Here is a 25388-nt window from a genome sequence, read left to right as displayed (position 1 = left end):
TTCCTCCTGACTCCTGACTCCTGAATTCTGACTCCTAGCCCATGACTTACGTCACGCTGCGCGAACACAGATAACTTTTTCAGCAAACCCTATGTTAGCTTGCATACCTAATTTTCTCTAAAGAATACGATAAGCTAAAAAAAGCAGTTTTCGTCCTCAAAACAATGACAGCAAATAGTCCTACGATATTAGCCTTAGATTTTGATGGAGTGATTTGCGATGGACTAATTGAATATTTTGAGGTAGCGTGGCGTACCTACTGTCAAATTTGGTCATCTGCTAACGACACACCACCGGATGATTTAGCTTTAAGATTCTATCGCTTGCGTCCTGTAATTGAAACCGGTTGGGAAATGCCTGTTCTAATTAAAGCCTTAATTGAGGGTTTTTCTGATGATAAAATTTTGCAAGCATGGGCAAATATTACTCCTCAGATTTTAGGTGCAGATAACTTAGAGGCAAAAGAAGTTGCCAAAAAACTTGACACCTTGCGAGATGAATGGATAGCCACAGATTTAGATGGTTGGTTAAGTTTGCATAAATTCTATCCAGGGGTGATAGAAAGACTAAAAATGACTCTTGTTAGTGGAGTGAATTTATACATTGTCACTACTAAGGAAGGGCGTTTTGTCAAGCAATTATTACAAAGAGAAGGAGTTGATTTAGCACCTGAATCCATTTTTGGGAAGGAAGTAAAACGCCCAAAATATGACACTTTGCGGGAATTAATTGAGAAAGCAAATACCAAACCAGCGAGTTTGTGGTTTGTTGAAGATAGACTGAAAACATTACAATTAGTCCAAAAACAATCAGACTTAGATCATGTTCAACTTTTCTTAGCAGATTGGGGTTATAATACTCAACCAGAAAGGGAAGCAGGAGCAGATGATTCACGTATTCAGGTAATATCACTTTCTCAGTTTTCTCAAGATTTCTCTAAGTGGATTTGATAGATTCAATCTGTTGTTAAATATGCCCTCAGACTAGCAGTCTGGGGCTACATAAACCAAGTCAGCCTCCACAGAGTGAAAATTAAAGAATTAAAATCATCAGTTATTGTTTTAATGGTTGGAATTGCAAATATTCAGGATTCAGAATTTAGTATTTATTTTTATGCTTGATTTAACAAAATTAGCGCGACAAATGCAAGGATTAAGTCAGCATCTTTCCTCAGAAGTTGCTGAAAGCAATCGGCGGTTGGAATTGGCAAAACAAAATTTAAAACAAGCGGTTGAATGTCAACAAGAATTAATTGAACGTCAAGAAAAATGGCGCGATCGCATCCTCTTTGCCAATGCTACACCAATGGAATCCCTAGAAACCTGTATTGATATCTCTATCCCCCCTAAAGTTCATACCGTCATCGCTACAGACGGTTCACAAATTGCCCCTAATCATCACGAAATTGCCTATTGTTATTTACTAAATATCGGTAGAGTTGTTTTACACTACGGTCAAAATCGTCACCCATTACTAGATAGTTTGCCGGAGGTATTTTATCGCCCAGAAGATTTATATATTGCCCGTCAGTGGGGTTTAAGAACCGAAGAATGGATGAGTCATCGCCGTACTGCTTCAGAAACTACGGTATTAGCAGAACTAGCTTGTAGTGCAAAAACAGAAGCACCAGCTTTAGCAATGGTGGATGGTTCTTTAATTTATTGGTTTTTAGATCAATTACCGATAGATGCTCGCGATCGCATTTTGCCCCCCATCTTAGAAGCCTGGCAACAAATGCGTCAAGCCCAAATTCCCATCATGGGCTATCTTAGCGCCTCTCGCAATATCGACTCCATGAACTTTTTACGGTTATTAGCTTGTCCCCATCCAGTACCTGATTGCATCACTCATTGCCCTAACCAATTAGAATATGTACCTTGTAAAATATTTGATTCCTTACGCGATACATCTCTATGGGCAACCCAACTCCAACCAGGACAACGTGGCCCTCTCTGGCGTAGCAATAACCGAATTTTAGAATTATACGCAGACCAAACCATTTATTTTTGTCACGTTAATGTAGGTGCAGAAATTGCTCGGATAGAAGTTCCTGTTTGGGTAGCAGAAAACACAGCTATGCTCGACCAAGCACTAGGATTAATGTTGGCACAAGTTCAGAAAGGATACGGTTATCCTGTTGCGATCGCAGAAGCACATAATCAGGCTGTAGTCAGAGGTGGTGATAGAAACCATTTCTTTGCCCTTTTAGAAAGAGAAATGATTAAAGCAGGTATCAAAAATGTTGGCACCTCCTACAAAGAAGCAAGAAAGAGGGGAAGTATTGCTTAATAAAATTAATTCCTTCTAAATAATTTTCCTGGGTTTGGTATGATGATAAATCTACTTAGATCAATCAATATGCCGAAATTTCTCAGATTAGTCATCATAATGGTAGTTTTGAGTGGATTATTATTAATATCTCAACAAGTTTCTGCACAAACTTGGATACCTGTGCGGGGTGGAATTCCCTTTGGTATTAGTGGCATGGCTTTGATAAATCAGAAAAATGATCAACTAGATTTTTTAATTGTCCATGACAACAAAAAACCAAATCAAGTACGTTTAGCAATTATTAGTTTTCATGGTAAAAATCGACCTCAATATTTACCCTTAAATTGGCAAAAAAATATTAAACTACCTATAGATTTAGAGGCATTAACATCTATTCCAGATACCAACAACTCTGATTTTATTGCTGTCAATAGTCAGGGTAAAGCTTATCATTTCCAGCTAGATGCCAACAAAAAAAATATAAATATTTTTAAAGAATTTGATTTACCAGAAATTACCCAAGACAGTAATTTTGAATCTTTCTGTTTACAAAAAATTGATAATCAATTAATTGCAGTTTGGGGACATCGTGGAGAAGGTGAGCAACCAGCAAAAATTTATTGGGGAAAGCTCAATTTAACTAAATATCAAATTACTAATGTAGGTTCAGCTAATTTTAAAGTACCTTTCCCTGGTGGTAATGTTCGCCATATTTCAGATCTAAAAATAGACTCAGCCGGTATTGTTTACATCACCTCAGCTAACGATTCTGGAGATGATGGGCCTTTTCAATCTGCTGTTTACATTGCTGGTTATTTAGCATTACATGATGAGCAAATAGAATGGCGACAAACTCAGCAACTTTTCTCTATCTACCGCGATTATTATCACAAAATCGAAGGATTGGAACTTCTCCCAGGTGCAGTCGGTGGACTAATTTTAGGAACAGATGATGAAAATATGGGTTCTTCAACCTACATCATAGGTGATTGAAGAAGGCAGAAGGCAGAAGGCAGGAGGCAGAGGGCAGAAGGTTTAGTTGAGATGGGGATTCAGGATACAGAATATTTGAGATAGCAGGGAACTCTTAACAGAAGAGAAAAATATTCTTCCTCCTGACTCCTGACTCCTGACTTCTTCCTCCTGACTCCTGACTCCTGAATTCTTACAAATTACTAGCGTTAACTATGAATTTTACCTTTGCGTCTTTGCGTGAGATTTTTATCTACACATTAAACCGGAATAATAACACATCTCCTTCTTGTACAACATACTCTTTACCTTCACTTCTCACCAAACCTTTTTCTTTCGCAGCATTCATAGAACCATGTGTTACTAAATCATTATAAGCAACAGTCTCAGCGCGAATAAATCCCCTCTCAAAATCAGAGTGAATAACACCAGCAGCTTGGGGTGCAGACATTCCCGCATTAATTGTCCAAGCACGAGTTTCTTTAGGCCCACAGGTAAAATAAGTCCGTAAACCTAACAGGGTATAAGTGGCACGAATTAAAGATTTTAAACCACCTTCTTTCACACCCAAAGATTCCAAAAAATCAGCTTTATCTGCTTCTGGTAATTCCACAAGTTCTGCTTCCACCTGTGCAGAAACAATCACAACTTGGGCTTTTTCTTGAGCCGCAACTTCTCGTACTCTTTCAACAAAATCATTACCTGTTGCTAAATCATCTTCAGACACATTAGCAGCATAGATAATTGGTTTATTGGTAAGAAGTCCTAAACCTTTAATAATTTCAGCTTCTTCTTCATTCAAACTTACTTGACGAACAGATTTACCTTCATTTAACGCCGCAGCTAATTTTTCCAAGACGGTGATTTCAAATTGTGCATCTTTGCTAGTGCGTGCTAGTTTGCGAGTTCTGTCAATACGGCGTTCAATTTGGAATAAATCAGATAAACCCAATTCTAAATTAATGATTTCAATATCTCTCGCTGGGTCAACAGAACCAGCAACGTGAATGATATCGTCATTTTCAAAACAACGCACAACATGAACGATCGCATCAACTTCTCGAATGTGTGATAAAAATTGATTACCCAGTCCTTCACCCTGACTTGCGCCTTTCACCAAACCAGCGATATCTACAAACTCCACCCGCGCAGGGACAGTTTGTACTGACGTGGCAATTTTGGCGAGAACGTCTAACCGGTCATCTGGTACTGAGACAATGCCAACATTCGGTTCAATAGTGCAGAATGGGAAATTAGCTGCTTCGGCTTTAGCGTTAGCCACTACAGCGTTAAATAAGGTTGATTTTCCGACGTTGGGAAGTCCGACAATTCCGGCTCTTAGCATTTTAGATTTTGGATGTTGGTTTCAATTACCAAGATAGTTCAAACAGGTTGAGGAATGGTTTGGGGAATTTTTCCGGGAACCGCTTGAGGAATTTTAGCAGAAACTGGTGCTGATTCGGCTAGAAAACAGAAATGTACTAAATTTGTCCTAGTAGCCTGGGGTAGTTCATGAGAGTGGAATTTCAATCACAAATTCTGTCCCCTTACCCAGAATAGAATTACAACTCAACTTGCCATTATGAGTTTCGGTAACAATTTGACGTGCGATCGCTAGTCCTAAACCTGTCCCTTTACCTACAGCTTTAGTAGTAAATAAATGATCGAAAATCTCTTGTTTGATGGCTTCACTCATCCCATTACCATTATCAGCAATCTGAATCTTGGCTTGGTGATTTTCCATTGATGTTGTAATTGTAATGCAGTTGGGATTTGCTTGAATGTCGCTAAAACTCCTCCCAGTATTTGATTCTTCTAAAGCATCAATGGCATTTGCTAGAATATTCATAAATACCTGATTTAATTGGCCAGGGAAACATTCCACCAGAGATAAATCACCATAGTTTGTAGTTACTTCAATCTCTGGATGTTGTTGACTAGCTTTTAGGCGATGCTTGAGAATTAAAATTGTGCTATCAATACCTTCATGAATATTAAAAGGAACTTTATAATCTTTATCCATGCGGGAAAAAGTTCTTAAGCTAGTGCTAATGTTGCAGAGACGATCGCAGGCTACTGTCATTGAGTTAATCATCTTGGGTAAGTCTTCCAAGCTATAATCTAAGTCAATTTTCTCGGCATGATGAATAATTTTGGGAGATGGATTGGGAAAGCTTTCTTGATATAGTTTTAAGTGTTCAAAAATATCATCCAAGCTGGGTTTAGCTTGTTCGAGAGTAGCAGAAATAAAGCCCAAAGGATTATTCATTTCATGGGCTACTCCAGCCACTAAGTTACCTAATGCAGACATTTTTTCACTTTGCACAATTTGTAATTGTGCTGCTTGTAAATTCTGTAAAGCTTGTTGTGCTTGTTGGTAAAGCTGAGAATTTTCTAGAGATATTGCTGCTTGGGAGGAAAGTAGTTTGATGATCTGTAGCCGTTCCTTAGAAAACACCCCGCTTGTTAACTTGTTTTCTAGATATATAATCCCTAACAAATGCCCTTGTTTAATAATCGGTGTGCATAATACACTTTGGGGTTGATATTGCAGCATATATTTCCCAATCACACCAGGAATATCTGTTTGGCAATTGTCTATAATTACAGTTTTTTGGGTATTTTTAACGTAATTGATGATTTTTTTAGGGATATCCTCACAAGTATCTAGTAGTTGTGAATCAAGAATGGTTTTAATATTACTCTGAGAATTTGAATGGTGATCGATAAAGGTGGTTGCGCGAACTTGCCATTCATTATCTTGGGGAAGAATGACTACAGATTTTTCCGCGCCAGAGTTTTCTAAGATAATGCGAGTCAGATGGGCGATAAGTTCCTGTAATTCCAGAGAACTAGAAATCGCTTGAGCTGCTTTGAGGACTGAAGCTAAATCTAGTACATCTGAAATACTAGTTCTCAAAGTGGAAGTAGATGAGGAAGTTGAGGTACTGACAAGAGTAGCTAAGGAGTCTAGGGCATTGAAACCAATTTTTTGTTGTTGCAGGATGGGTTGCAGCAGTTGAGGATAACGTTTTTCTAAGTCATCGTTTTTGGCTTTTGCACCCCAACGGGCATAGCAATAGTATGCTTCCTGCATATAAGCTGCGGCAACTTTTTCTTTGCCCCAGTCAAGGTAGAATTTAGTTGCCAGTTCATTGGCTAACCCTTCTTCGTAGCCATACTTGTTTGCTTTAGCTTGGGTAATTGCCTGATCATAAAGTTCAATTGCCTCGGTTTTTTGTTTGTTGAGTCTGGCTTTTTCTGCTTGGATGAGTAGACATTTGTGCAGAAGATTTTGAGGACAAGCTTTTGCCCACAGATTCAAGCGTTCTTCTAGAGGGATGAGTGCTTGTAAATGGTGTTGACGCTCAGAATCTTCGGAAGCTGCTTCAGCTAAAGCGAGGTGCATTAATGCCACATAAAAAACGCTGGAAGGAACTTTTGCATGACTGGAAATAGTGTTTTCAATAATGCTCAGTTGGGGGATTAAATCAGGGTATACAGCTTGATGAGCAAATAAATAGGCATGGCGAATTTTGACAGAATATAACCAAGCCAAATGATAGGGAGCATGGACGTATTTTTGCAAATACTGGGCTTCACTAAAGCTGTCATCATCAAAGGTAAACGACGTTTTGGTCAAACCAAGGAGTTGGCGGATCGGTTGAATTACTCCAACTGTTAAGGCATTCAGGTTATCTAAGCTTTTGATTTGATCCAGAAAAGCTGCGTGGTTTTGAGCGATCGCATACAAATCATCTAAGTTTTTACCATAGGTCAGGCGATCAGAACCACTCTGCATCATCATAAAGCCTACTGTTAGCCAGTTTCCAGCTTCCATCCCATATTTGTAAGCGTTGTTATAGTATGTATCCGCCTCTCGAATAGGACGATTCCAGCTATGCACATCAGCGGCAAAGATGAAATTAGTCATACCACGCACATCAGCATTGTCAAACTGTTCACAAAGCTGTACTGCCATTTCCCCAAACTGATAAGCAGTAGCGCAGTCCTTGAGGACACCATTAGCAATTAAGCCATAGCCAGCATAGCCAAAGGGAGACATATCGCTATTACCATACTGTAATGACAGTGTGGTCATCTTGGCGAGGGCGAGTAATGCTAAAGTCGGTTGACCATCAAGCCATGCAGCATAGAACAGAATTTGTAAAATTCGCAGTATTTCTGCCATCCTGGCATCTGTCATTTTGGGGGCGGCAAGAATTGACTCAATGGTATGCTGCTCTATAAATTGCTGAACCGTGGCGATTTCTGCATCCAGGCTAGATTGGATCATCTCTGCCTCTGTGGGCATTGTCCACCCCAGCAGCTGTAAACTTTGACGTTGAATAGCGATCGCTTCACCATTTCGTCCCTGAAGCTGGTACTGGGTCATCTGCACCCGATAAATTATGGCTTTATCCAGGGCAGTTTGAGCATATTTGAGCGTCTCCCCATACAGGACTTCGGCTTGGTCAAAGTTACTACAAAGATAAGCTGCTTCGGAACCATCACGATGCAAACTGTACATGAGTGTATAATTTTCATGCCAAGCATCTGGGGATAATAAACCCATCCCAATGGTGCAATAATCCTGAGCCGCTTGATAGGCTGCTGAGAGTTTAGCTTTTTGTCCAGCTTTTAAATTTAGATTAGCCAGTTGTTGTTTTTGCTCAGTGGTAGCAATAACAGCTTGCCCCAGATTCAATTGGTTGACAATATCAAAAATCCTCTCCTCCTGTTCCGTCTGGGATAACCCTTGCAGCAACAATTGACCAATTCGGTAATGTGTATACTGCTTTTGCTCTTCTGGAATCAATGAGTATGCAGCTTGCTGAACGCGATCGTGTAGGAATTTGTAGGTGACAACCTGAGAACCTTTTACCCCATCCAGTACTTCCCTCCCCACATAAAATTTATAAACTTCACTCTGGGGTAAAATCAGTCCTTCTTGTAATGCTTTCCATAGGACTGTAGCGGTTTCAGTTTCCGACTTTTCCCAAATAATCGCCAATGTCACGAGGTCGAATTGATTACCAATACACGCTGCAAACTTTAAAATCTCCTGTGTTTTTTCTGGCAATTTCTGTAACTGCAATGCCATAAATTCAACAACATCATCAGAGAGCGATAACTCCTTAACTGCAACAATATTACACTGCCAATTTCCCCCTTCCCAATCAAATTTAATTATTGCATCTTCATACAGTGCCTTCAGAAACTGCGTACTAAAAAATGGATTTCCCTGAGTTTTTTGATAAACTAATTCTGTTAATGGTTGGGCAATTTCTGCTGAACAACTCAGCGTATCTGCCACCAATTGATTTAAACTAGAGTTACTAAGGGGAGCAAGGGTAATAGTATTGACTGTGGCTTGGGCTTTCCTAATTTCTTCCAAACTGAACATCAAAGGATGAGCAGATGAAACTTCATTATCTCGATAAGCACCAATTAATAATAAATATCCTCCGACTGATTCACTCATCAGCAACTCTATCAACTTCAGAGATGCCAAATCTGCCCACTGTAAATCATCTAAAAACATCACTAAAGGATGTTCCTTAGTAGTGAATACCTGAACAAAATTATGGAATAATAAATTAAATCTATTTTGGGCAGAAGTTCCTGATAGTTTGATGACTGGTGGTTGTTGACCAATAATTCTTTCTAATTCAGGAATGACTTCAAGAATTACCTGTCCATTTTCACCTACAGCCGCTAAAATCTTACTTTTCCATGTTTGGATTTGAGCATCACTTTCTGTCAACAATTGCCCCATTAAATCCCGGAAAGCTTGGACAAATGCTGAAAAGGGAATATTGCGATTAAATTGGTCATATTTACCTTTAATAAAATAACCATGTTTTCTCACAATTGGTTTGTGAACTTCATTAACAACCGCAGTTTTCCCAATCCCAGAGAACCCAGCTATCAGCATCATTTCGGTTGTCCCGACACTGACACGCTCAAATGCTTGGATTAGTGTTTCTACTTCGGTTTCCCGTCCATAAAGCTTGTCAGGAATAATAAAGCGATCGCACAAATCCCTTTGTGCAATGGGAAAGTCTGTAATTGTCCCTGTTTCCTTCAGTTGCCGCAGGCAATTTTCTAAATCATACTTCAGCCCTAATGCACTTTGATAGCGGCCTTCTGCATTTTTCGCCATCAGTTTTTTGACAATTTCTGATAATACAGATGGAATAGTGGGATTTATTTCATGTATTAAAGGTGCGGCTTTCGCAATCTGACAATGTACCAATTCCATCGCATCTTCTGACTGAAAAGGTAATTCTCCCGTCAGTAATTCGTAAAATGTTATACCCAAAGAATAAAAATCTGTCCGGTATTCAACACACCGATTCATCCGTCCAGTTTGTTCGGGGGAAATATAAGCTAGAGTTCCTTCTAAAACATTGGCACTGATTAAACTTTGAGTTTCTCGTGGCAGCAGAGAAGAAATACTAAAGTCAATTAATTTAACTTGTTTAGTTTCAGGATTAATTAAAATATTGGCTGGTTTTATATCTTTATGAATAATGCGGTGACGGTAAATAATATCTAAGATGTTGCATAAAGATATAGCTACGTCCAGAAAATTACTGAGAGATAGTTTTTTCTCATATTTTTGTATCCATTCATTGAGAGATACTCCCCCAAAGTCTTCCATCACTAAAGCATAACTATTGTTGTATACTTCTAAGCTGTAAGTTTGAATAATTTCAGATTGCTGGAGATTTTTGGCAATGGTGTACTGATTGCGAAACTGCACCAACTCATTAAAAGTGGGAGAAGGATTTTTCAGCAGCTTAATCACTACTGGTAAGGAGTCAATTACTCTAACTCCTTGATAAACAACAGTTCTAGAACCTTGATATAGTTCTTCCTTAATCTGGTATCCCGAAATATCAATTTGAGTGCTAGCCATATGACTACATCCTGGAGGTATGATACTTTATTATTCCCAAATGATGTAGGAAATCATGGATCACTCACATCAACAAGAAGAAAAGGATCAGGGAGCAAGAGGAAAGACCGTGACGAGGCTTAGACTCCACCCTGTATCAGCTTCCTTGGGGCTTATACTCCCTTTTCACCTGACTGGAAGAGGCAGGGGGAAAGGTTTAGAATAGAATCTAAATTAATGAGATAAGTAATGAAACAGAATTAATTACACAACTGATTTTTCTGTTCCCTGTTCCCTATCTAAACGAGTGAATTTAATGTTGTCCGACTACTTAATTATACTTATTGCCCAATTTCCCCAAGCATAGTAAAGATTTTCTAGTGATTCCACATCAAGACACAATCACACTATTAATATAAAAAGGTCTTGAATCAAGGATGGTAAACAGATGGATGTAAAGCTGATTTTAGTGGGATTAACAGTTGTATTTACCTTTGCGTGCTTATTTTTCGGCACAAAAAATGGATATTATGATTCAGACAACTATCATGGCAATGGTTCTGCACATTGATATAGGACTAAAGCTGCGTGTCACACCAGAAATCTATTGTAGGGTGCGTCAGATATCAAAAATCTGTTTATTTACTAGATTCATGCAGTCTGACGCACCTTACCAATGTACCAGTTGCGGAAGTCCTGTGATATGAGCGATGATTCAGATTCAGCTAAACCCCGTAATAAAAAATTTAACTGCGGGTTAAGTCAAGGGTTTTCCTGTGAAAATCAACACTCAATGCCGTTACTTAGATAGAGTGAGTGTACAACTATCTTATTTGCGGTGCTAGTCTAGATAAAGACTATATGCCGCAATTAATCTATCAAAGGCGGCTTGCTTAGTCGTGTCTGCCTGTGGACGGGGTTAAATACCGACAGTCCCGGAGGAAGCAGGAAATAAACCTCAATGTCTGGATAATTCCGGTATTGGATTAGTTTTATGGAGCAGGAGAGCATGAGGAATGATCTGTCGGTATCCTCTGGCCCTGATGCTGGGGAAACAGCTAATGAATTAGAATGCTTACCCTATAGCGTTCAGCATCAAGATGAAGGTGTATGTCTACTAGTGCGAATGGGGCCACACCGCATTTTGTTAGATTGTGGTTTAGCGGATATCTCATCCCTTTCTAAAGGAATTACTAAATCAGCACAGAGAGGTAATTCACCATTACCAGTAGATTTAGTATTGATTAGTCATGCTCATCCAGATCATGCTAGAGGTTTGTTGGCTCTAAATCAAGCTTTTCCACTGTTACCTATCTATGCTAGTGAGGTGACTAGCAAGTTACTACCACTAAATTGGCCAGAACAAGATCCCCAAGAAATTCCTTTATTATGTCAGGCGCTGCCATTACAATCGCCTATAGAAATTCAAGAAAATCTTGTAGTAGAGTTATTTCCCGCAGGTCATTTACCAGGGGCTGTAGCTATTCTCCTCACCTACCATACCCAAGAACGTGATTACAAGTTACTTTATACGGGTGATTTCTTTTTATCCAATTCTAGATTAGTCGAAGGGTTACGTTTAGAGGAATTACGGGGTTTAAATATAGATGTGCTGTTAATTGAAGGTAATTATGGAACATCCCGTCATCCCCACCGACGCAACCAAGAAAATCAATTAGCAGAAAGAATTAATCGAGCCATCACTGATCATTGTTCCGTAATTTTACCTACACCTGCTTTAGGGTTAGGCCAAGAATTGTTAATGCTGTTACGCTCTCATCACCATTTTACCGGTAAAGATTTAGATATTTGGGTTGATGGTGCTGTTGCTACTGGTTGTGATGCTTATTTAGAACTGTTATCCCATCTTCCTTCATCAGTCCAGAACTTTGCCCGCCATCAACCTTTATTTTGGGATGAACGAGTGCGTCCTCGTGTGCGGCGGTTAAAAGTAGAAAATTTGGCTACTTTGGGTAGTTCCCCTTGTATTGTTCTTACGGATTCTACAGCGGATTTGAGTAAATATTGTCAACCTAATACTGGCCCTTGGCTAATTCTCTTACCAGAAAAAATTGATATCAAAGTTAATCAAGAATATTTAGCAAAAACAACTGTTGATTGTTATCTTTTGGCTCAACATAGTGATGGCCCTGGGACAACACAGCTAATTCATAATTTACGACCCCAGCACGTCGTTTTTGTCCACGGTTCACCTGCTTACTTAGCTGACCTAACTGGTTTAGAAGAGTTACAAAATCGTTATCATGTCCATTCTCCCGCAGCTGGCATTTTGGTAGAATTACCAATTGGGGAAACATTTTTACAACCTTCTGCACCTGAAACTAATTATGAAGGTGAGTTGACAGAGCTAGAGGCTGTAATTACAATTACCCTTCCGGATACAATTACAGATGATCCTCGTTGGCAGCAATTTGCTGATACTGGTTTAATAGAAGCCCGTTGGCAGGGGGAGGAAATAGTATTGCGGGGGTTGTCACAACGAGAACTACTCAACCAGAATAGCGTTGATGCAGACCGTCGTAAGCATCGCTATGCTTTGTCTGATCTAGAATGTTGTGGAACTTGCCGATACCAAAGAGGGCAACGGTGTTGGAATCCCGCCGCCCCGTTATATAACTTCAAAGTTACCCTTGAAGGTTACTGCCCTGCCTTTGAGAGCCTATCTGAATCATGAATCCTGAATCAATCTAAATTATTGATATTCCCCTGACTCTGGATTTAAGTCAGTGTAATGGTTACGGATACGTTCCGCTTCAGGACAATCTTCTGTTGTGAGAGGTTCCACATTACCCCGTGGTACGGAAGCTAATTTTTGCGTTACAGCGCCAATGCTTTCTAGCCGAACCATCTCTTCCCAAGAACAAACTTCGTCTTCTTCGTCTGTTTCATAGCGTAGAGTCACTAAATCACCCTCTATATCGATGATGCGGGCCCGCTCTATCCAGCGTTGCTGATCCCGCAAAAAAACACATACCTCCCGCCCGTCGCAACACAGTTGATAAATCTTGCGGTGTAGCATGTACTGCTTCTGCCTTTTTAAACAACGTAGTTAAACTTTTCAAAATCTGGGTCTTACCCCAGTTACAATACACCCTCAAGAGGTCAATTTCACGGTTCAGAATTATTGTGTTTATTAACCCAATCCAACGACTCGGTTGTAGTAGTTTGGATATAGGGAAATCTTGGGTCATAAACTAATAGTTACTGCATTTAGTTGAACTCAATCTCTTTTGGGCTTATTTTAGACAATGTCTACTTCATAGAAGTCAAACATTTCTGGAGTTGTCCTAACCAGGTGAATATGTGGTGGTGATTCCTTACTACCATCATGTAATAAATAGTACTGCAAAACAAGCGATGATTGCGGTTGTTTGAGTTGCCTACTTGTAGTCATTGGCATTTCTAGGAAGTCTGGGGACTTGGCTTTAGTTTTAACCCTAATGTACTTGATCTTAACTCATTCTCAGGCTGACCTTCATGGTTTTAAACAACAATCACCGAATAGTTTTAAGTTTTTATTTGTAACCTGAAATATTACAGGTGTATTTGGCTTGATAATAACCACTTACAGGGATAAAAAACGATAAATTATTCTGTAGAATAGGCAACCTGTCGGGGCAAAAATATTTGGAATTGGGAGATTTTTTGATTTTTAGATAGCACTAGTCAGTAATTTTAGACTGAATTAACTAGTAAAAATTTTTTCTGACTATACTCAGCAGGAAGTTTCTCACTTTTACAAATAGTCCTACTGCATACTTGTGCATATACGGAAATAGGTGACAATATTGTCACTGTTTAAAAACTTATAGATTTTTATATTAGTAGCTCTCAGGCAGGATTCACGCTTACCCGACACGAAGGGGATTTTCAAATGTTCTATCTGAGTAATAAAGGTCAAAATTTGAGCAAGGAGCAAAACTGGCGTTATGTCCAGTTTGATCGGACATTTACTTAGTTAGATTTGTTGAGAGCGGGCAATTCGATCAGGTTCTTAGAGCAAGCTTCTCGCTTTATTTGACCTGTGTGGATTGCTTCGTATAGGGCAGCAAGAGCTTTTAAATCATCTGACTGATAGCACCTAGTTACCAGCACTTGATGGAGTAAACCCTCTGATTCAACACTAAGATATCCAGTTTGGAAGGCAGATGCGATAAGTGTACGAATCATAAGTAAATAGGGCATAACAAATAATTTGTCATTTATAGTCTGTGACACTTGCTCTCTAAAAGCATTGATATGGGACAGCTTTATTAGTGATTATAGTTACATTTTTATTGTGATCTGAATCACAAATAAAAAACATAAATCTTGTTATGTATGGGTTTCAAACTAAGCACTTAATACAGCAATGTACTTATTAATACGAAACTTATCCAACAAATCAAATATTGGCTTTGTATTTAATAATACTTTAATTGGGTCGTATTTTTTTAAAATCAGTATTTAAAAGCACAAAGTGCTAAAAGATTTAATCAAGGTAAAAACTGGCGAAAATCTTCGTCTTTTTGACTCAATTGCACCCAATCTAAGTTGAGTAACTGGAATTTTTGTACCAAGCGATCGCACGCCGGGCGTTCAGTGGCATAATGCCCAGCATCAATTAAAATCAGTTCCCTATCTCTACTTTCTTGGAATTGATGGAATTTACAATCAGCAGTGAGATATGCCTGGGCCTTGGTTTTCACCACTGCGGAAATAAAACCAGCCCCCGAACCACCCAAAACAGCAACTCGTGAAATCTGCTGTTGCAAGTCAGCCGTAGGGGAAAAAATCAACTTTGGGGGGTGAAGTTGAACTTGAATAGTGCTGAGTAATGCCTGCAATGTTAAAGATGGTTCTAGCATTCCCACACGTCCATATCCTAATCCTGCTTGGGTGGGAACTATGGGAGATACTGCGTGCAGGTGTAGCATTTGTGCTAAAACATCCGCTGTGCCATCATTTACCTGATCAAAATTTGTATGGGCGCTGTAGATACCGATATTGTGAATAAAAGCTAACCTTGCCATTTCTGTCAACCCTTCCCCACTGCGTAGAGATTTAGGGGGATTAAAAATGAGGGGATGATGGGCAAAAATCAGATTAGCATTGCTAGATATTGCCTCTTGCATTACTGCTAAAGTTGGCGTTAAACACACCAACACTCTTGCTTCTTCCTTTAACACACCAGGCTCAATCTGCCAACCACAATTATCCCAATTTTCACACCAAGCAGGATTTGCCCATTCTTCAAACCAGGTGATTAAATCAGCGATTTTCATAGGTATTCTCAGTATTTCTATCAGTAATTATACATAAATTTGATTATATCCTAATTCCTGCCCTTGAAAATACGATGATTAAACCCCGTCCTTGCTGATTAGGTGAGATGATTGTTAATCTTGCGTTGAAATACTTAAAAGCAACTATTTAATACTTTTAATCAATTCTTGTTTAAACTCATCCGCTGTTTGAAAAGTAATTTGCGGCTTCTCCACCAAGGCTAAATCTATTACTTTCGCTAACTTTTGAGGGATACTGTTATTGCGCTTATGAATAGGTACAGGATCATTTTGCAATACTGCCAACCAAGGATCACCAGTAAAATCCCTGGGGAAATAACCTGTTAACATATTATACAAACAAGCAGCTGTTGCCCAAACATCAACTTCTGGTAAGGCGTGCTTAAAATCTAGTACCTGCTGACGTGGTATAAACGCGGGTGTACCCATTTGAGATCCTGTCAAAGTTTGACCACTTAACCCAGCTAAGTCAAAAGCTTTAGCTAAACCATAATCCCCTATTTTTGCTACTATTTTGTCATTGATATTGGTGATCAAAATATTGTTGGGATTTAAATCACGGTGAACCAAACCTTTGCCTTTTACTAGTTTGCCATCAGCTGATTCAACATAAGGAATTTCCGCTTGATGAGCATATATTAAACCATCAAGAACTTGGAGAATTATGTCTACAGCAATATTAACAGGTAAACGCCATCCTAACTTTTGCATGAAATCCCAAATATTCCCACTTTCACAATATTCCATTGTAAAAAAGAAAGTTTGTTCAGCAAAGCCATAATCTAACAATTGTACCACATGGGAATTTTGTAAAAATTTGGTATTTTCTACTTCCTGTAGAAACTTCTGTACACCTCGTTCTTGACTATTAACCGCAGGTAACATTACCTTTAGCGCTACAAATTTTCTAGCCTGGCTATGTTGTGCTAAAAATACTTCACCAAACCGACCTTTACCAAGAGACCTAACTAACTGATAACCGGATATTGCTTGCAGGGTTTGATCACCACTTGCGGCTAATCCTAGTAAGCGTTGAACAATATTTAAATAATTAGGTTTTACTTCTTCTTCAAGTATTTTGGGTGTTTTCGTGATTTCTGATGCTTCTACTTCTACACCGACTTTAAAAAGAGTATCACCCAATTTAATTTCATCACCATCTTGTAAATCATATTCTGGAAAATTTAACGTTAAACCTTCTTGTGCAGTTTGATTACGTTTTCTTTGACCGATTTTTTCATTATTAACAAAAGTGCCATTTAAACTCCCCAAGTCTCGTAATCGAATATCTGGAGGGTTAATATCTAGTAAGCAGTGATAACGGGAAATAGTCATATCAATTTCCTTGGCTAATTGCAGGTTGCAATCATGATTTCTGCCAATGATACAAGTACTGCGAGATTCAAAAATATATTGCTTTCCAGAAAATTTACCTTGGGTGATAGTGAGAGTAACTTTAGGTGACATGGGAAAGATTAGAAATTATGGTTAAATAAATGTGAAGTAACAGTTTTGTTTGTAGTCAGCTATTTATTGCTCTACTGGTATAATCATTGTACGATATGTAGCCAGCAATGAGCTTTTATTAAGTTTAATGAATTAAGGTAAGTGCATAAATATTATAAGTTTATGAGTTTTAAAATGGCCTCTAGTCAGAAATGTGTACTACCAATTCTCTGGTATGATTATGCTGGCGGTGTTCCCAAATATAAATACCTTGCCATGTTCCCAATACTAAATAACCATTATTAATAGGAATGGTTTCAGAAGTATGAGTTAATACTGTGCGGATATGTCCTGGCATATCATCTTTACCTTCGGCATCATGGATATAATGATTGTCTTCTGGTACTAATTTAGTCATGAAATTTGCTAAGTCTATTAGTACATCAGGATCTGCATTTTCTTGAATGACTAAACTGGCTGAAGTGTGACGTAAAAACAATGTGCAGAGTCCAATTTTTACCCCAGATTCTGCAACTATGGCAGCAACTTTTGAGGTAATATTTTGAAAAGATTTGCCAGTTGTGGAAACCCTTAGTAATTTTTGGTGATGTGTCATTGGTAATTGGTAATTAGTAACTGGGTGAGAACATATAGTATACTGCAAACGGGTAGAATCTGGATTTATGTGATGCAGGGCATAAGGTCAGCACAGCGCCGCGCTGTACTCAATTTAAGCACAATCATCAAACCTAGACACCAAAATACTTTCAAATATATTCCCTGTTCCCTGCTATTTAAATTGACTGAAAATAATTAATTACGGCTTTGGCTATAGTTTCATTGCCATCTTTGGCTATTGGTTGCGGTTGCTTTGGTGCTTGGGGTGAGTCATGGAGAAAGTCCCAATTTCCTTTAAAAAACTCTGTTGGTGTGAGAATTTGATGATGGTTATAATTCTTTATTCCTGCTAATAACAAATCAGCTTCTGCAAAATCATCACGGGGTATGGTAACTATAGGTAGTTCTAAACGGGTAGCTTCTGCAAAAGTGCTATAACCAGGTTTAGAAACAACTCGTCCACAAATTGGCATAAAATCTACAGGACGATATTGACGATCTTGAACTTTAATTAAGTTAGGTAAATCTGGTGCTGCGGCATCAAAGGTGATAAATTGCCAATCAGGAAATTGACTGACATTATGATAAGGAATTGCTTGTAAACCCAAACCCCCAAAGGTGAGTAATATAGTTTTTTCTGGTGGTGCAGTTATTCCCCAAGGGGTGCGTATTTCATTGGTAGAGAAGTGGGGAGAACCACCTGTTAAACCTACATCTATTATATTGGGGAATGCTGACATATTTTCATGAAAGGGAAGGCGAAACAAGCGATCGCTTTTAGTATACCAATCGCTAATCCAATCGGCAATTTCTATAAATTCTCCTCCCCAGTCTCGATAAATAAAATCCCAACTAAAGTTACTTGTCATCCAACAGGGGATATTTGCAGCTTTGGCAAACCCAGCAGCGAGAAAAGGAATATCTGCCAAGATGAGATTAACGCGATTTTGACGGATAAAATTAACTTCAGATGCAATTAAAGAATTTTGCTTTTTTTGAATTTCCTGTAATTTTGCTAAGGTTGCTAGTTTATCCATTGTCAAGCTATCAGTTTGCACTACACCTAAGTCAAATGCGCGTTGACGGAGGATAAAATCACCTTTTATATAAGATTCTAATAGCCATCGAGGTGCTGTTGTGACAAGAATTAGTAGCACTTCTGGACATAATTTTTGAATTGTTGCGGCTATTGATGCGGTGCGGGTAGTATGACCAAAGCCGTGATTGGTGATTGGTATATATAAAATTGGGCGTTTCATGGTTTTTTAGATTTCGTTTATCTCACGCAAATGAGTAAGGAAGAGAGGTATTTTATTTGTATTTCTATTACTCCCTTCTAAGAAGAATATGGATTAAATGTACCGCAAAGAACGCAAAGAACGCGTTCGCGTTCGCGTTGCGTAGCAAAGGAAGAAGAAAGAAGAAAGAAGGAAGATTTGTAATTTTACACTTAGAGGGTGTTTGAAAAGTCTCCTTCCATGTCATGCTGAGGAACGAAGCATCTCAGTATGTGGGCTAAACTCCAGATTCTTCGTTGCGTAAGACTCCACATGGCTAACACCACGCTATGCCTACGGCACACTACGTGAACGCGAACAGAATGACAAATTATACGTCCTTAAACTTTTCAAACATGCTCTTACTTGTATGGGAGTCGAAATCTATAGACGTGAAAACATTTCGATAACTTTGATTAATTGGTCAATTTCTGATTCTAAGGTTAAGTAATGAACGCTGACGCGGATACAATTAGGATTGGCAATTACTCTAGTTAATATTTTTTGCGATTCTAAAAATTGCACTAAATTTGCATGAGGCTGATTATTGGTAAGTTGAAAAGACACTAAACCGCTTTCGGGTGGAGTATTTTTTAAACATTTGACATCAGGTAATGCTGTTAAATGTTGCCAAAGATATTCACTATTTCTGCAAATTTGGTGATATCGTTCTTCTGCTGTTCCCCATTCTTGATGAGTTGCGATCGCACTCCTTAAACCCACATACAATGGTGTAGCTAGGGTTGACACTTCATATCTTCTCCCATCTGGTTGCCAATTTATCGGTTGTGCTTGATTATTGGTAATTACCCCATTTAACCCGATAAAGGTCGGTTGTAACCTTTCCCTGGCTTCCTCTCTGACATATAAACCACCAACACCCGCAGGGCCGCATAACCACTTGTGACCAGTGAATGCATAGAAATCTACACCCAATTCTGTTAAATTTAAAGGGAGTACGCCCACTGATTGAGCCGCATCTACCAATAACAGAGAATTGTTATTTCTACATATTTCTGTAATTTTGTCAATAGGTAAAACTTGACCTGTATTCCACAAAACATGACTTAAAACGACAAGCTTTGTATTGGGGCGCAGGTTTTGGGCAATAATACTGGCAGGATCTCCCTCATTTAAAGTTGCCATGAGGGGACAAGTGCTAACTTCTACCGCAAATCTACGGCTAATTTCTTTAGCAGTGGCAATAACTCCAGGGTGTTCGCAGTCTGAAAGCAGCAAATGATCGCCAGCTTGCCAGTCAATTCCCCACATTCCGATATTACAGCCAATTGTGACATTACCTGTGAGGGTTATTGTGTGGTTTGGTACATTTAATAGGGATGCGATCGCTTCTTTGGCAGCATCCATTTGGGGAGAAATCCAGCGATAAGCCTCAGTTCCAAAAGGCCCAATATCCTGAATGTGCGCTTGACTTTGGGTAATAGCATCCATAGCCCCTTGAGGCATTGGCCCTTGTCCGCCATAATTAAAATAAACCTTATTCGCTAAAGCTGGAAATTGTGCGCGATGGTGATGCAACATATCAATTTTGGATTTTGGATTTTAGATTATGTAGCAGAAGTCAAAAGAGTTGTGAGTACCAAGTACCGAGTACCGAGTGCTTGACCCTCCTTCTTACTCGTTACTCATCGCTCTGTACTGGCTTAGGTATGACTTTAAATTTAGATTCTATACCTCATTTATCTGCAATCTGCTGTAAATCCACCATTTAACTTAAAACCCCATATTAATTCTATTCCTATTAATTCTATTCCCCTCTGCTCCCTGCTTCTTGCCCCCTGCCTCTTCTTTTTTGTCCTAAAATCCCCTAATTATTGTTAATTTAAAAGGATGTTAATTAATGCCGAACTCCTATTACAATACCAACGCTGTAAACGACGACCATATTTAGACACTCATGGGGACTATAAGCAGCGAGACGTTCCCCATGAATTGCTGGTGAAGGTGCAACAAGACAAAATCAGCCATCAGCAAAGTGTGCTAGAAAACGTACCTTATCACCAACCAGAGTATCCTCCCAGAGACTGGCCAGCAGGTGCATCTACTACCATAGAATTGATGCAGCAAGGGGTAGATTCCATTTATCGTGGAGTTTTATTAGCTACTTATGCTGACAAATATACCCTGCTGAGTCGTCCAGATTTACTGATCAAACAGCGAGGAAAATCTTGTTTTGGAGACTGGTTTTATGTACCGGTGGATATCCAACTAGGTAAACGTCCTAAACAAGAATATCAAGTTGTTGCTGCTTTTCATGCTGAAATTGCGGGGACAGTACAGGAAGTCCTACTTGAAGAAGCTTGGTTGATATTGCGAAATAAAGACTCAAATTATGTGGTGGACTTAGATAAATGGACACCGCAAATGTTGGAGATTTTGGCGGAATATATTCAAGTAATTGAGTCACCAGAAGCACCAGAAGTATTTATTGCTCGGCAAAAATGCAATCTCTGTCACTGGTATAATCATTGTTATGCGATCGCACAATCTCAGCAACACCTCTCACTCTTACCAGGTGTCACACCCATCCGCTACACTCAACTGCAAGCACTATCTACCACCACCTTAGAAGCACTTGTTAACACCAGTCCCAGCACCTTAGAAAACCTGGTGGGATTTGATGCCGAAGTCGCAGCTAAACTCATAGTCCAAGCAAAATCAGTATTCACAAAACAGCCTTTAATCTTACCCTACACCCTACCCCAAGAAAAACTCACACTTACAGCCCCCATCGAGCTATATTTTGATATTGAGGCACAACCAGACTTAAACTTAAATTACCTGTTAGGGGTTTTGGTCGTTGATAGAGAAACTAATACACAACAGTTTTATTCATTTTTAGCAGAAACACCAGCCCAAGAAGCGCAGATTTGGCAACAATTTTTGGATTTAGTTTGGCAATATCCCCAAGCGCCAATTTATCATTTTTGTGCTTACGAATTTGATACAGTGAAAAAACTAGGGAAACTTTACCGCACACCCTACTCTTCAGTCGGGCCAGTACTAGATCGCTTTGTTGATATTTATGAACAACTCACCCAAAATGTGGCGTTACCAATAGAGAGTTATGCTTTAAAAGCGATCGCACGTTGGCTAGGATTTGAGTGGCGTGATCAAGATGCTAGTGGGGCAAAATGTATTTACTGGTATGATCAATGGTTAGAAACGAGCGATCGTACCTTACTAGAACTAATCCAACGCTACAACGAAGACGACTGTCGTGCCACCCATAAAGTGAAAGATTGGCTAGTCAACTTTATCCAGAACGAATATGTCAAACTATTAACAAGCCAGGAGGAATCACCAACCTAATTACGTATCCCTAACGGGAACCGTAGCCTCAATAATTACAAATTACGAATTATTTTAATTCATGCAACTTATTAAAAAACTTTGCAAACCATCACAAATTATTTACTTGATCATTTCCGTCATCATTATCACACTATTTTTCAGTAATTTTGCCACCGCAGCCGTCAAAATCAAAAATATAGACTTTATTGGTGAAGCCATCTTACCCACAGGATTATCTTTCCAAAATACCGAATTGGGAGGATTATCAGCAATTACTTACGACGCTAAAAATGACCTCTATTATGCCATCTCTGATGATAGAGGACAAAAAGCTCCTGCTCGATTTTATACACTAAAAATCGACCTCAGCCAAGGTAAATTAACAAAAAACGGCGTAGTTCCCGTCAAGATTACCACCCTATTAGATGCTAATAATCAAACATTTAAACCTAATACTACTGACACAGAAGGTATCGCTTTAACTAATCAAGCGGCTCTATTCATCTCATCAGAAGGTGATGTTCAGCGATCAATTAATCCCTTTATTCAAAAATTCTCCCTAGCTTCCGGCCAGATTATTAGCACCCTCCCCATACCAAATAAATTTTTACCAAATCAAAAAGGTCTACAAGGTATACGTAATAACTTAGCTTTTGAAAGTCTCACCATTACACCCGATAACAAAACCCTATTTACAGCCACCGAAAACGCTTTAATTCAAGATGGTGCCGCAGCTAAACCTAGCCTTGGTACTAATTGCCGGATTTTGCAGTACAACCTTGCCAACAACCAACCAGAACAAGAATTCCTCTACCAGACCGAACCAGTCACACCCCTATTCAATTTTACAGGTAGGTTCGACAGCGGATTACCTGATTTACTCTCCCTAGATAATCAAGGACACTTCCTGAGTCTAGAAAGGTCTTTTACCGGCTTGGGACTAGCTATTTCTCTGTTTCAGGTTTCCTTAGAAAATGCTGACAACATTCACAAAATTGATAGTTTGTCAACCATTGACATCACAAAAATAAAACCAGTAAAGAAAAAACTACTCCTAGATTTACAAACCCTAGATGTAGCATTAGACAACATTGAAGGTTTAACCCTTGGTGCTAAATTACCTGACGGACAAACCTCATTAATTCTCGTCAGTGATAATAACTTCAATAAACTACAACGCACCCAAATCCTAGCCTTTAAACTCAAACTCGAATCACCACTGGACAGGTTATTAGACCTGCTGCAAATTCCCAGGAATCAATAGCTGCCAATAAGTATAATTACTGATAAAATTTAATAGCCATTTCAACGTAATTTAAGTACTATTTAAGTAACACAATTATTGCTAAAATATGTTACATAAGATTAGGTAACTAACAAAATTGAAAAAAAGTGAAGTTACAGCATTTTTCAAGTAAATGGAGTAAACGGCTAGGAAGTGAACTCCGCTCGCTGCCAAGATAATTTGTACCTCACTCAGTGACAATCTGCTGTATGTTAATTTTACTGGATTCAATAAATACCCTCTCACAGGATTAAGGCTATTATTGAGATTTATATAGATACAGAGAAACAATAGCTGTAATAATTTTGATAAAGTATCCTGTAGTAAATACCCATACTTATTTTGTGTGTAACATAATAGCCAGGATATGAATGAATACAAAACACCATCAGACATCTATATTGGCAAATTATTAAACAATCGTTATTTAATCAGAGACTTACTTGGTAAAGGGGGAATGGGTAGAGTTTACCTAGCCGAAGATGTTACCAAAGGCTGTATGTTAGTTGCAGTTAAAATGCTCTCCTTAAATATAGTTAACCAGGAATTAGCTGACCGTTTTGGCAGAGAAATTTTTATTGGCTCTCAATTAGGTAAAAAAAGTCCACATATTAGCCGTGTATTGACCTATGGCATTACTAATGAAAGAGTGCCATTTTACGTCATGGAATATCTACAAGGAAGAACCATCAAACAGATTCTTAAAGTCGAAAGTTTAAATACATCAAAATTTATAGAAATCTGTCAACAAATTTGTTTAGGATTACATTGCGCTCACCAAGGTGTCACCCTTCAAGGTAAAATTTATCCAATTCTTCATAGAGATATTAAACCAGAAAACATATTCATTCATAACTATGACAACAGACTAGAAATAGTCAAAATTCTTGACTTTGGTATTGCCAAATTTTTAAGTGAGACAGGTGGGATGACAATGACTGAATCATTTATAGGTAGTTTACCTTACTCATCTCCAGAACATATGCAAGGATACAAAATCTTGGATGTGCGCTCAGATATTTATAGTTTGGGCGTTGTGATGTATGAAATGCTGACAGGTAAACATCCATTTCATACAAAAAGTCACTCTTTTAGTACTTGGTGTAAACTTCATTGTATCCAAGCACCACCTACATTTGAAGAAGTTAATCCCAATGTAAAAATTCCTCAAGAATTGCAGCAATTAGTCATGCATTGTTTAGCAAAAGATGTGAATGATAGACCCGATAGTGCCAGTAAGATATTAGAAGATTTAGCTAAAATTAAGGCACAACTTAACAATACGGGTGTATCCTCTAAAGATTTAAACCTAGTACCTTTCACATCATTCTCTGAGCAAATATGTTGGCAAAAACAGTGGCCCAAGAATAAACCAGTTGCATTAATTTGTTTTCCATATCTTTTAACTACTCCACAAGGTAATATACCAACTTTTTGGGCTATGTTACCGCAAGCAGAAATTCAGAAATTTACAGAAAAAACATATACTATTGACTTTATTAGTAAAATGGATGAGTATCCCATGGTACTGTGGTTGACAATGCTCCATGATGAATCATATTCTCTGCTGAGATGGTTATCTTATTACTTAGATATAAAAAATTCTAAAGAAGAAAAAATCTTGCGTAACTTAGCAGAGATCGGGTATTATCACTTACTATTTTTTGCCCATGAAGATCCTCTTAAATGTACCAATGTTATAACTTTCTTACTGACAGCTAAACAACGTCAATATCTAACTGATGTTATAAATTCAAGTCAAAAGATTGATCCAGTTCTCTCTCCCCAAGAAGCCAAGAATTTGTTAAAAATTGAGTATGAAAAAATCAAAGTAGAAGTTAACAAAAAGCTAAATACGAATTCTAAAAATCCTGCATTCTTTTTTAAGTATTGGCTAGATAAATTTTTAGACTTATTTAAATCTTAATCATATATCTGCCAATCTCAACTATTAAAAAAATTTTATTTACCCCGTTTTAATTAAGAGGTTATTA

At 38.5% G+C, this 25388-nt stretch carries 18 protein-coding genes; 7 read left to right on the top strand and 11 right to left on the bottom strand.

Annotated elements, in window-relative coordinates; all coding sequences use genetic code 11:
* Window positions 1–164: 164 nt before the first annotated feature.
* From AC012T_RS18600 to AC012T_RS18590, 3 genes are all read left to right on the top strand, one after another.
* On the top strand, window positions 165–950 hold the full coding sequence (locus AC012T_RS18600; RefSeq protein ID WP_487060218.1) for an HAD family hydrolase: 786 nt from the start codon (window positions 165–167) through the stop codon (window positions 948–950).
* A gap of 163 nt (window positions 951–1113) precedes the next feature.
* Complete coding sequence (locus AC012T_RS18595; protein WP_487060217.1) at window positions 1114–2289, top strand: DNA double-strand break repair nuclease NurA; 1176 nt, start codon at window positions 1114–1116, stop codon at window positions 2287–2289.
* Between the two features lie 69 nt (window positions 2290–2358).
* Window positions 2359–3264: a hypothetical protein gene (locus AC012T_RS18590; protein WP_487060216.1), complete on the top strand. Its 906-nt coding sequence runs from the start codon at window positions 2359–2361 to the stop codon at window positions 3262–3264.
* A 232-nt stretch (window positions 3265–3496) separates the two neighbouring features.
* Here the strand turns inward: AC012T_RS18590 and ychF are convergent, their stop codons facing one another.
* From ychF to AC012T_RS18575, 3 genes are read right to left on the bottom strand one after another with little or no spacing between them, the layout of a single operon-like run.
* Window positions 3497–4588 (bottom strand): redox-regulated ATPase YchF, encoded by a 1092-nt coding sequence (gene ychF / locus AC012T_RS18585; RefSeq protein WP_487060215.1) that lies wholly within the window; start codon window positions 4586–4588, stop codon window positions 3497–3499.
* A gap of 38 nt (window positions 4589–4626) precedes the next feature.
* Window positions 4627–4773, bottom strand: coding sequence for a hypothetical protein (locus tag AC012T_RS18580; RefSeq protein WP_487060214.1), 147 nt, complete (start codon window positions 4771–4773; stop codon window positions 4627–4629).
* A complete protein-coding gene (locus tag AC012T_RS18575; protein ID WP_487060213.1) occupies window positions 4754–10168 on the bottom strand; it encodes a trifunctional serine/threonine-protein kinase/ATP-binding protein/sensor histidine kinase in 5415 nt (1804 codons plus the stop codon). The genes AC012T_RS18580 and AC012T_RS18575 overlap by 20 nt, the downstream gene beginning before the upstream one ends.
* Before the next feature lie 988 nt (window positions 10169–11156).
* On the opposite strand from AC012T_RS18575, the gene AC012T_RS18570 reads away from it, so the two are divergent.
* Window positions 11157–12842: an MBL fold metallo-hydrolase gene (locus AC012T_RS18570; protein WP_487060212.1), complete on the top strand. Its 1686-nt coding sequence runs from the start codon at window positions 11157–11159 to the stop codon at window positions 12840–12842.
* Between the two features lie 18 nt (window positions 12843–12860).
* Here AC012T_RS18570 and AC012T_RS18565 read toward each other — a convergent pair whose 3' ends face one another.
* The 8 genes from AC012T_RS18565 to AC012T_RS18530 all read right to left on the bottom strand — a co-directional run bounded on the left by AC012T_RS18565 (window position 12861) and on the right by AC012T_RS18530 (window position 20336).
* A complete protein-coding gene (locus AC012T_RS18565; protein ID WP_015215395.1) occupies window positions 12861–13187 on the bottom strand; it encodes a DUF6679 family protein in 327 nt (108 codons plus the stop codon).
* A gap of 222 nt (window positions 13188–13409) precedes the next feature.
* Window positions 13410–13562: a hypothetical protein gene (locus tag AC012T_RS18560; RefSeq protein WP_487066780.1), complete on the bottom strand. Its 153-nt coding sequence runs from the start codon at window positions 13560–13562 to the stop codon at window positions 13410–13412.
* A 560-nt stretch (window positions 13563–14122) separates the two neighbouring features.
* Window positions 14123–14338, bottom strand: a complete 216-nt coding sequence (locus AC012T_RS18555; RefSeq protein WP_487060211.1) for a hypothetical protein — start codon at window positions 14336–14338, stop codon at window positions 14123–14125.
* A gap of 305 nt (window positions 14339–14643) precedes the next feature.
* Entirely contained in the window at window positions 14644–15432 is a 789-nt protein-coding gene (locus tag AC012T_RS18550) for a Nif3-like dinuclear metal center hexameric protein (protein ID WP_487060210.1), read from the bottom strand.
* 144 nt (window positions 15433–15576) lie between these two features.
* The gene (locus tag AC012T_RS18545) at window positions 15577–16920 is read right to left on the bottom strand and encodes a protein kinase domain-containing protein (protein ID WP_487060209.1); all 1344 of its coding nucleotides are present in this window, start codon (window positions 16918–16920) and stop codon (window positions 15577–15579) included.
* A gap of 181 nt (window positions 16921–17101) precedes the next feature.
* Window positions 17102–17515 (bottom strand): secondary thiamine-phosphate synthase enzyme YjbQ, encoded by a 414-nt coding sequence (locus AC012T_RS18540; RefSeq protein WP_487060208.1) that lies wholly within the window; start codon window positions 17513–17515, stop codon window positions 17102–17104.
* Window positions 17516–17693: 178 nt separating this feature from the next.
* Window positions 17694–18776: a glycosyl transferase gene (locus tag AC012T_RS18535; RefSeq protein ID WP_487060207.1), complete on the bottom strand. Its 1083-nt coding sequence runs from the start codon at window positions 18774–18776 to the stop codon at window positions 17694–17696.
* A 402-nt stretch (window positions 18777–19178) separates the two neighbouring features.
* Window positions 19179–20336: an aminotransferase class V-fold PLP-dependent enzyme gene (locus AC012T_RS18530; protein WP_487060206.1), complete on the bottom strand. Its 1158-nt coding sequence runs from the start codon at window positions 20334–20336 to the stop codon at window positions 19179–19181.
* A 309-nt stretch (window positions 20337–20645) separates the two neighbouring features.
* Here AC012T_RS18530 and AC012T_RS18525 point away from each other — a divergent pair, with 309 nt between their 5' ends.
* The 3 genes from AC012T_RS18525 to AC012T_RS18515 all read left to right on the top strand — a co-directional run bounded on the left by AC012T_RS18525 (window position 20646) and on the right by AC012T_RS18515 (window position 25321).
* Window positions 20646–22127 carry a TM0106 family RecB-like putative nuclease gene (locus AC012T_RS18525; RefSeq protein ID WP_487060205.1) on the top strand — a complete coding sequence of 494 codons (1482 nt, stop codon included), beginning with the start codon at window positions 20646–20648 and terminating at the stop codon, window positions 22125–22127.
* Window positions 22128–22188: 61 nt separating this feature from the next.
* Window positions 22189–23373, top strand: coding sequence for an esterase-like activity of phytase family protein (locus tag AC012T_RS18520; RefSeq protein ID WP_487060204.1), 1185 nt, complete (start codon window positions 22189–22191; stop codon window positions 23371–23373).
* 388 nt (window positions 23374–23761) lie between these two features.
* The gene (locus tag AC012T_RS18515; protein ID WP_487060203.1) at window positions 23762–25321 is read left to right on the top strand and encodes a serine/threonine protein kinase; all 1560 of its coding nucleotides are present in this window, start codon (window positions 23762–23764) and stop codon (window positions 25319–25321) included.
* The last annotated feature ends 67 nt before the right edge of the window (window positions 25322–25388 follow it).

The organism is Anabaena sp. EIM26, assembly GCF_057568715.1.
Note: the sequence above shows the minus strand (reverse complement) of the source record. Positions and strands in the feature narration are given on the sequence as shown.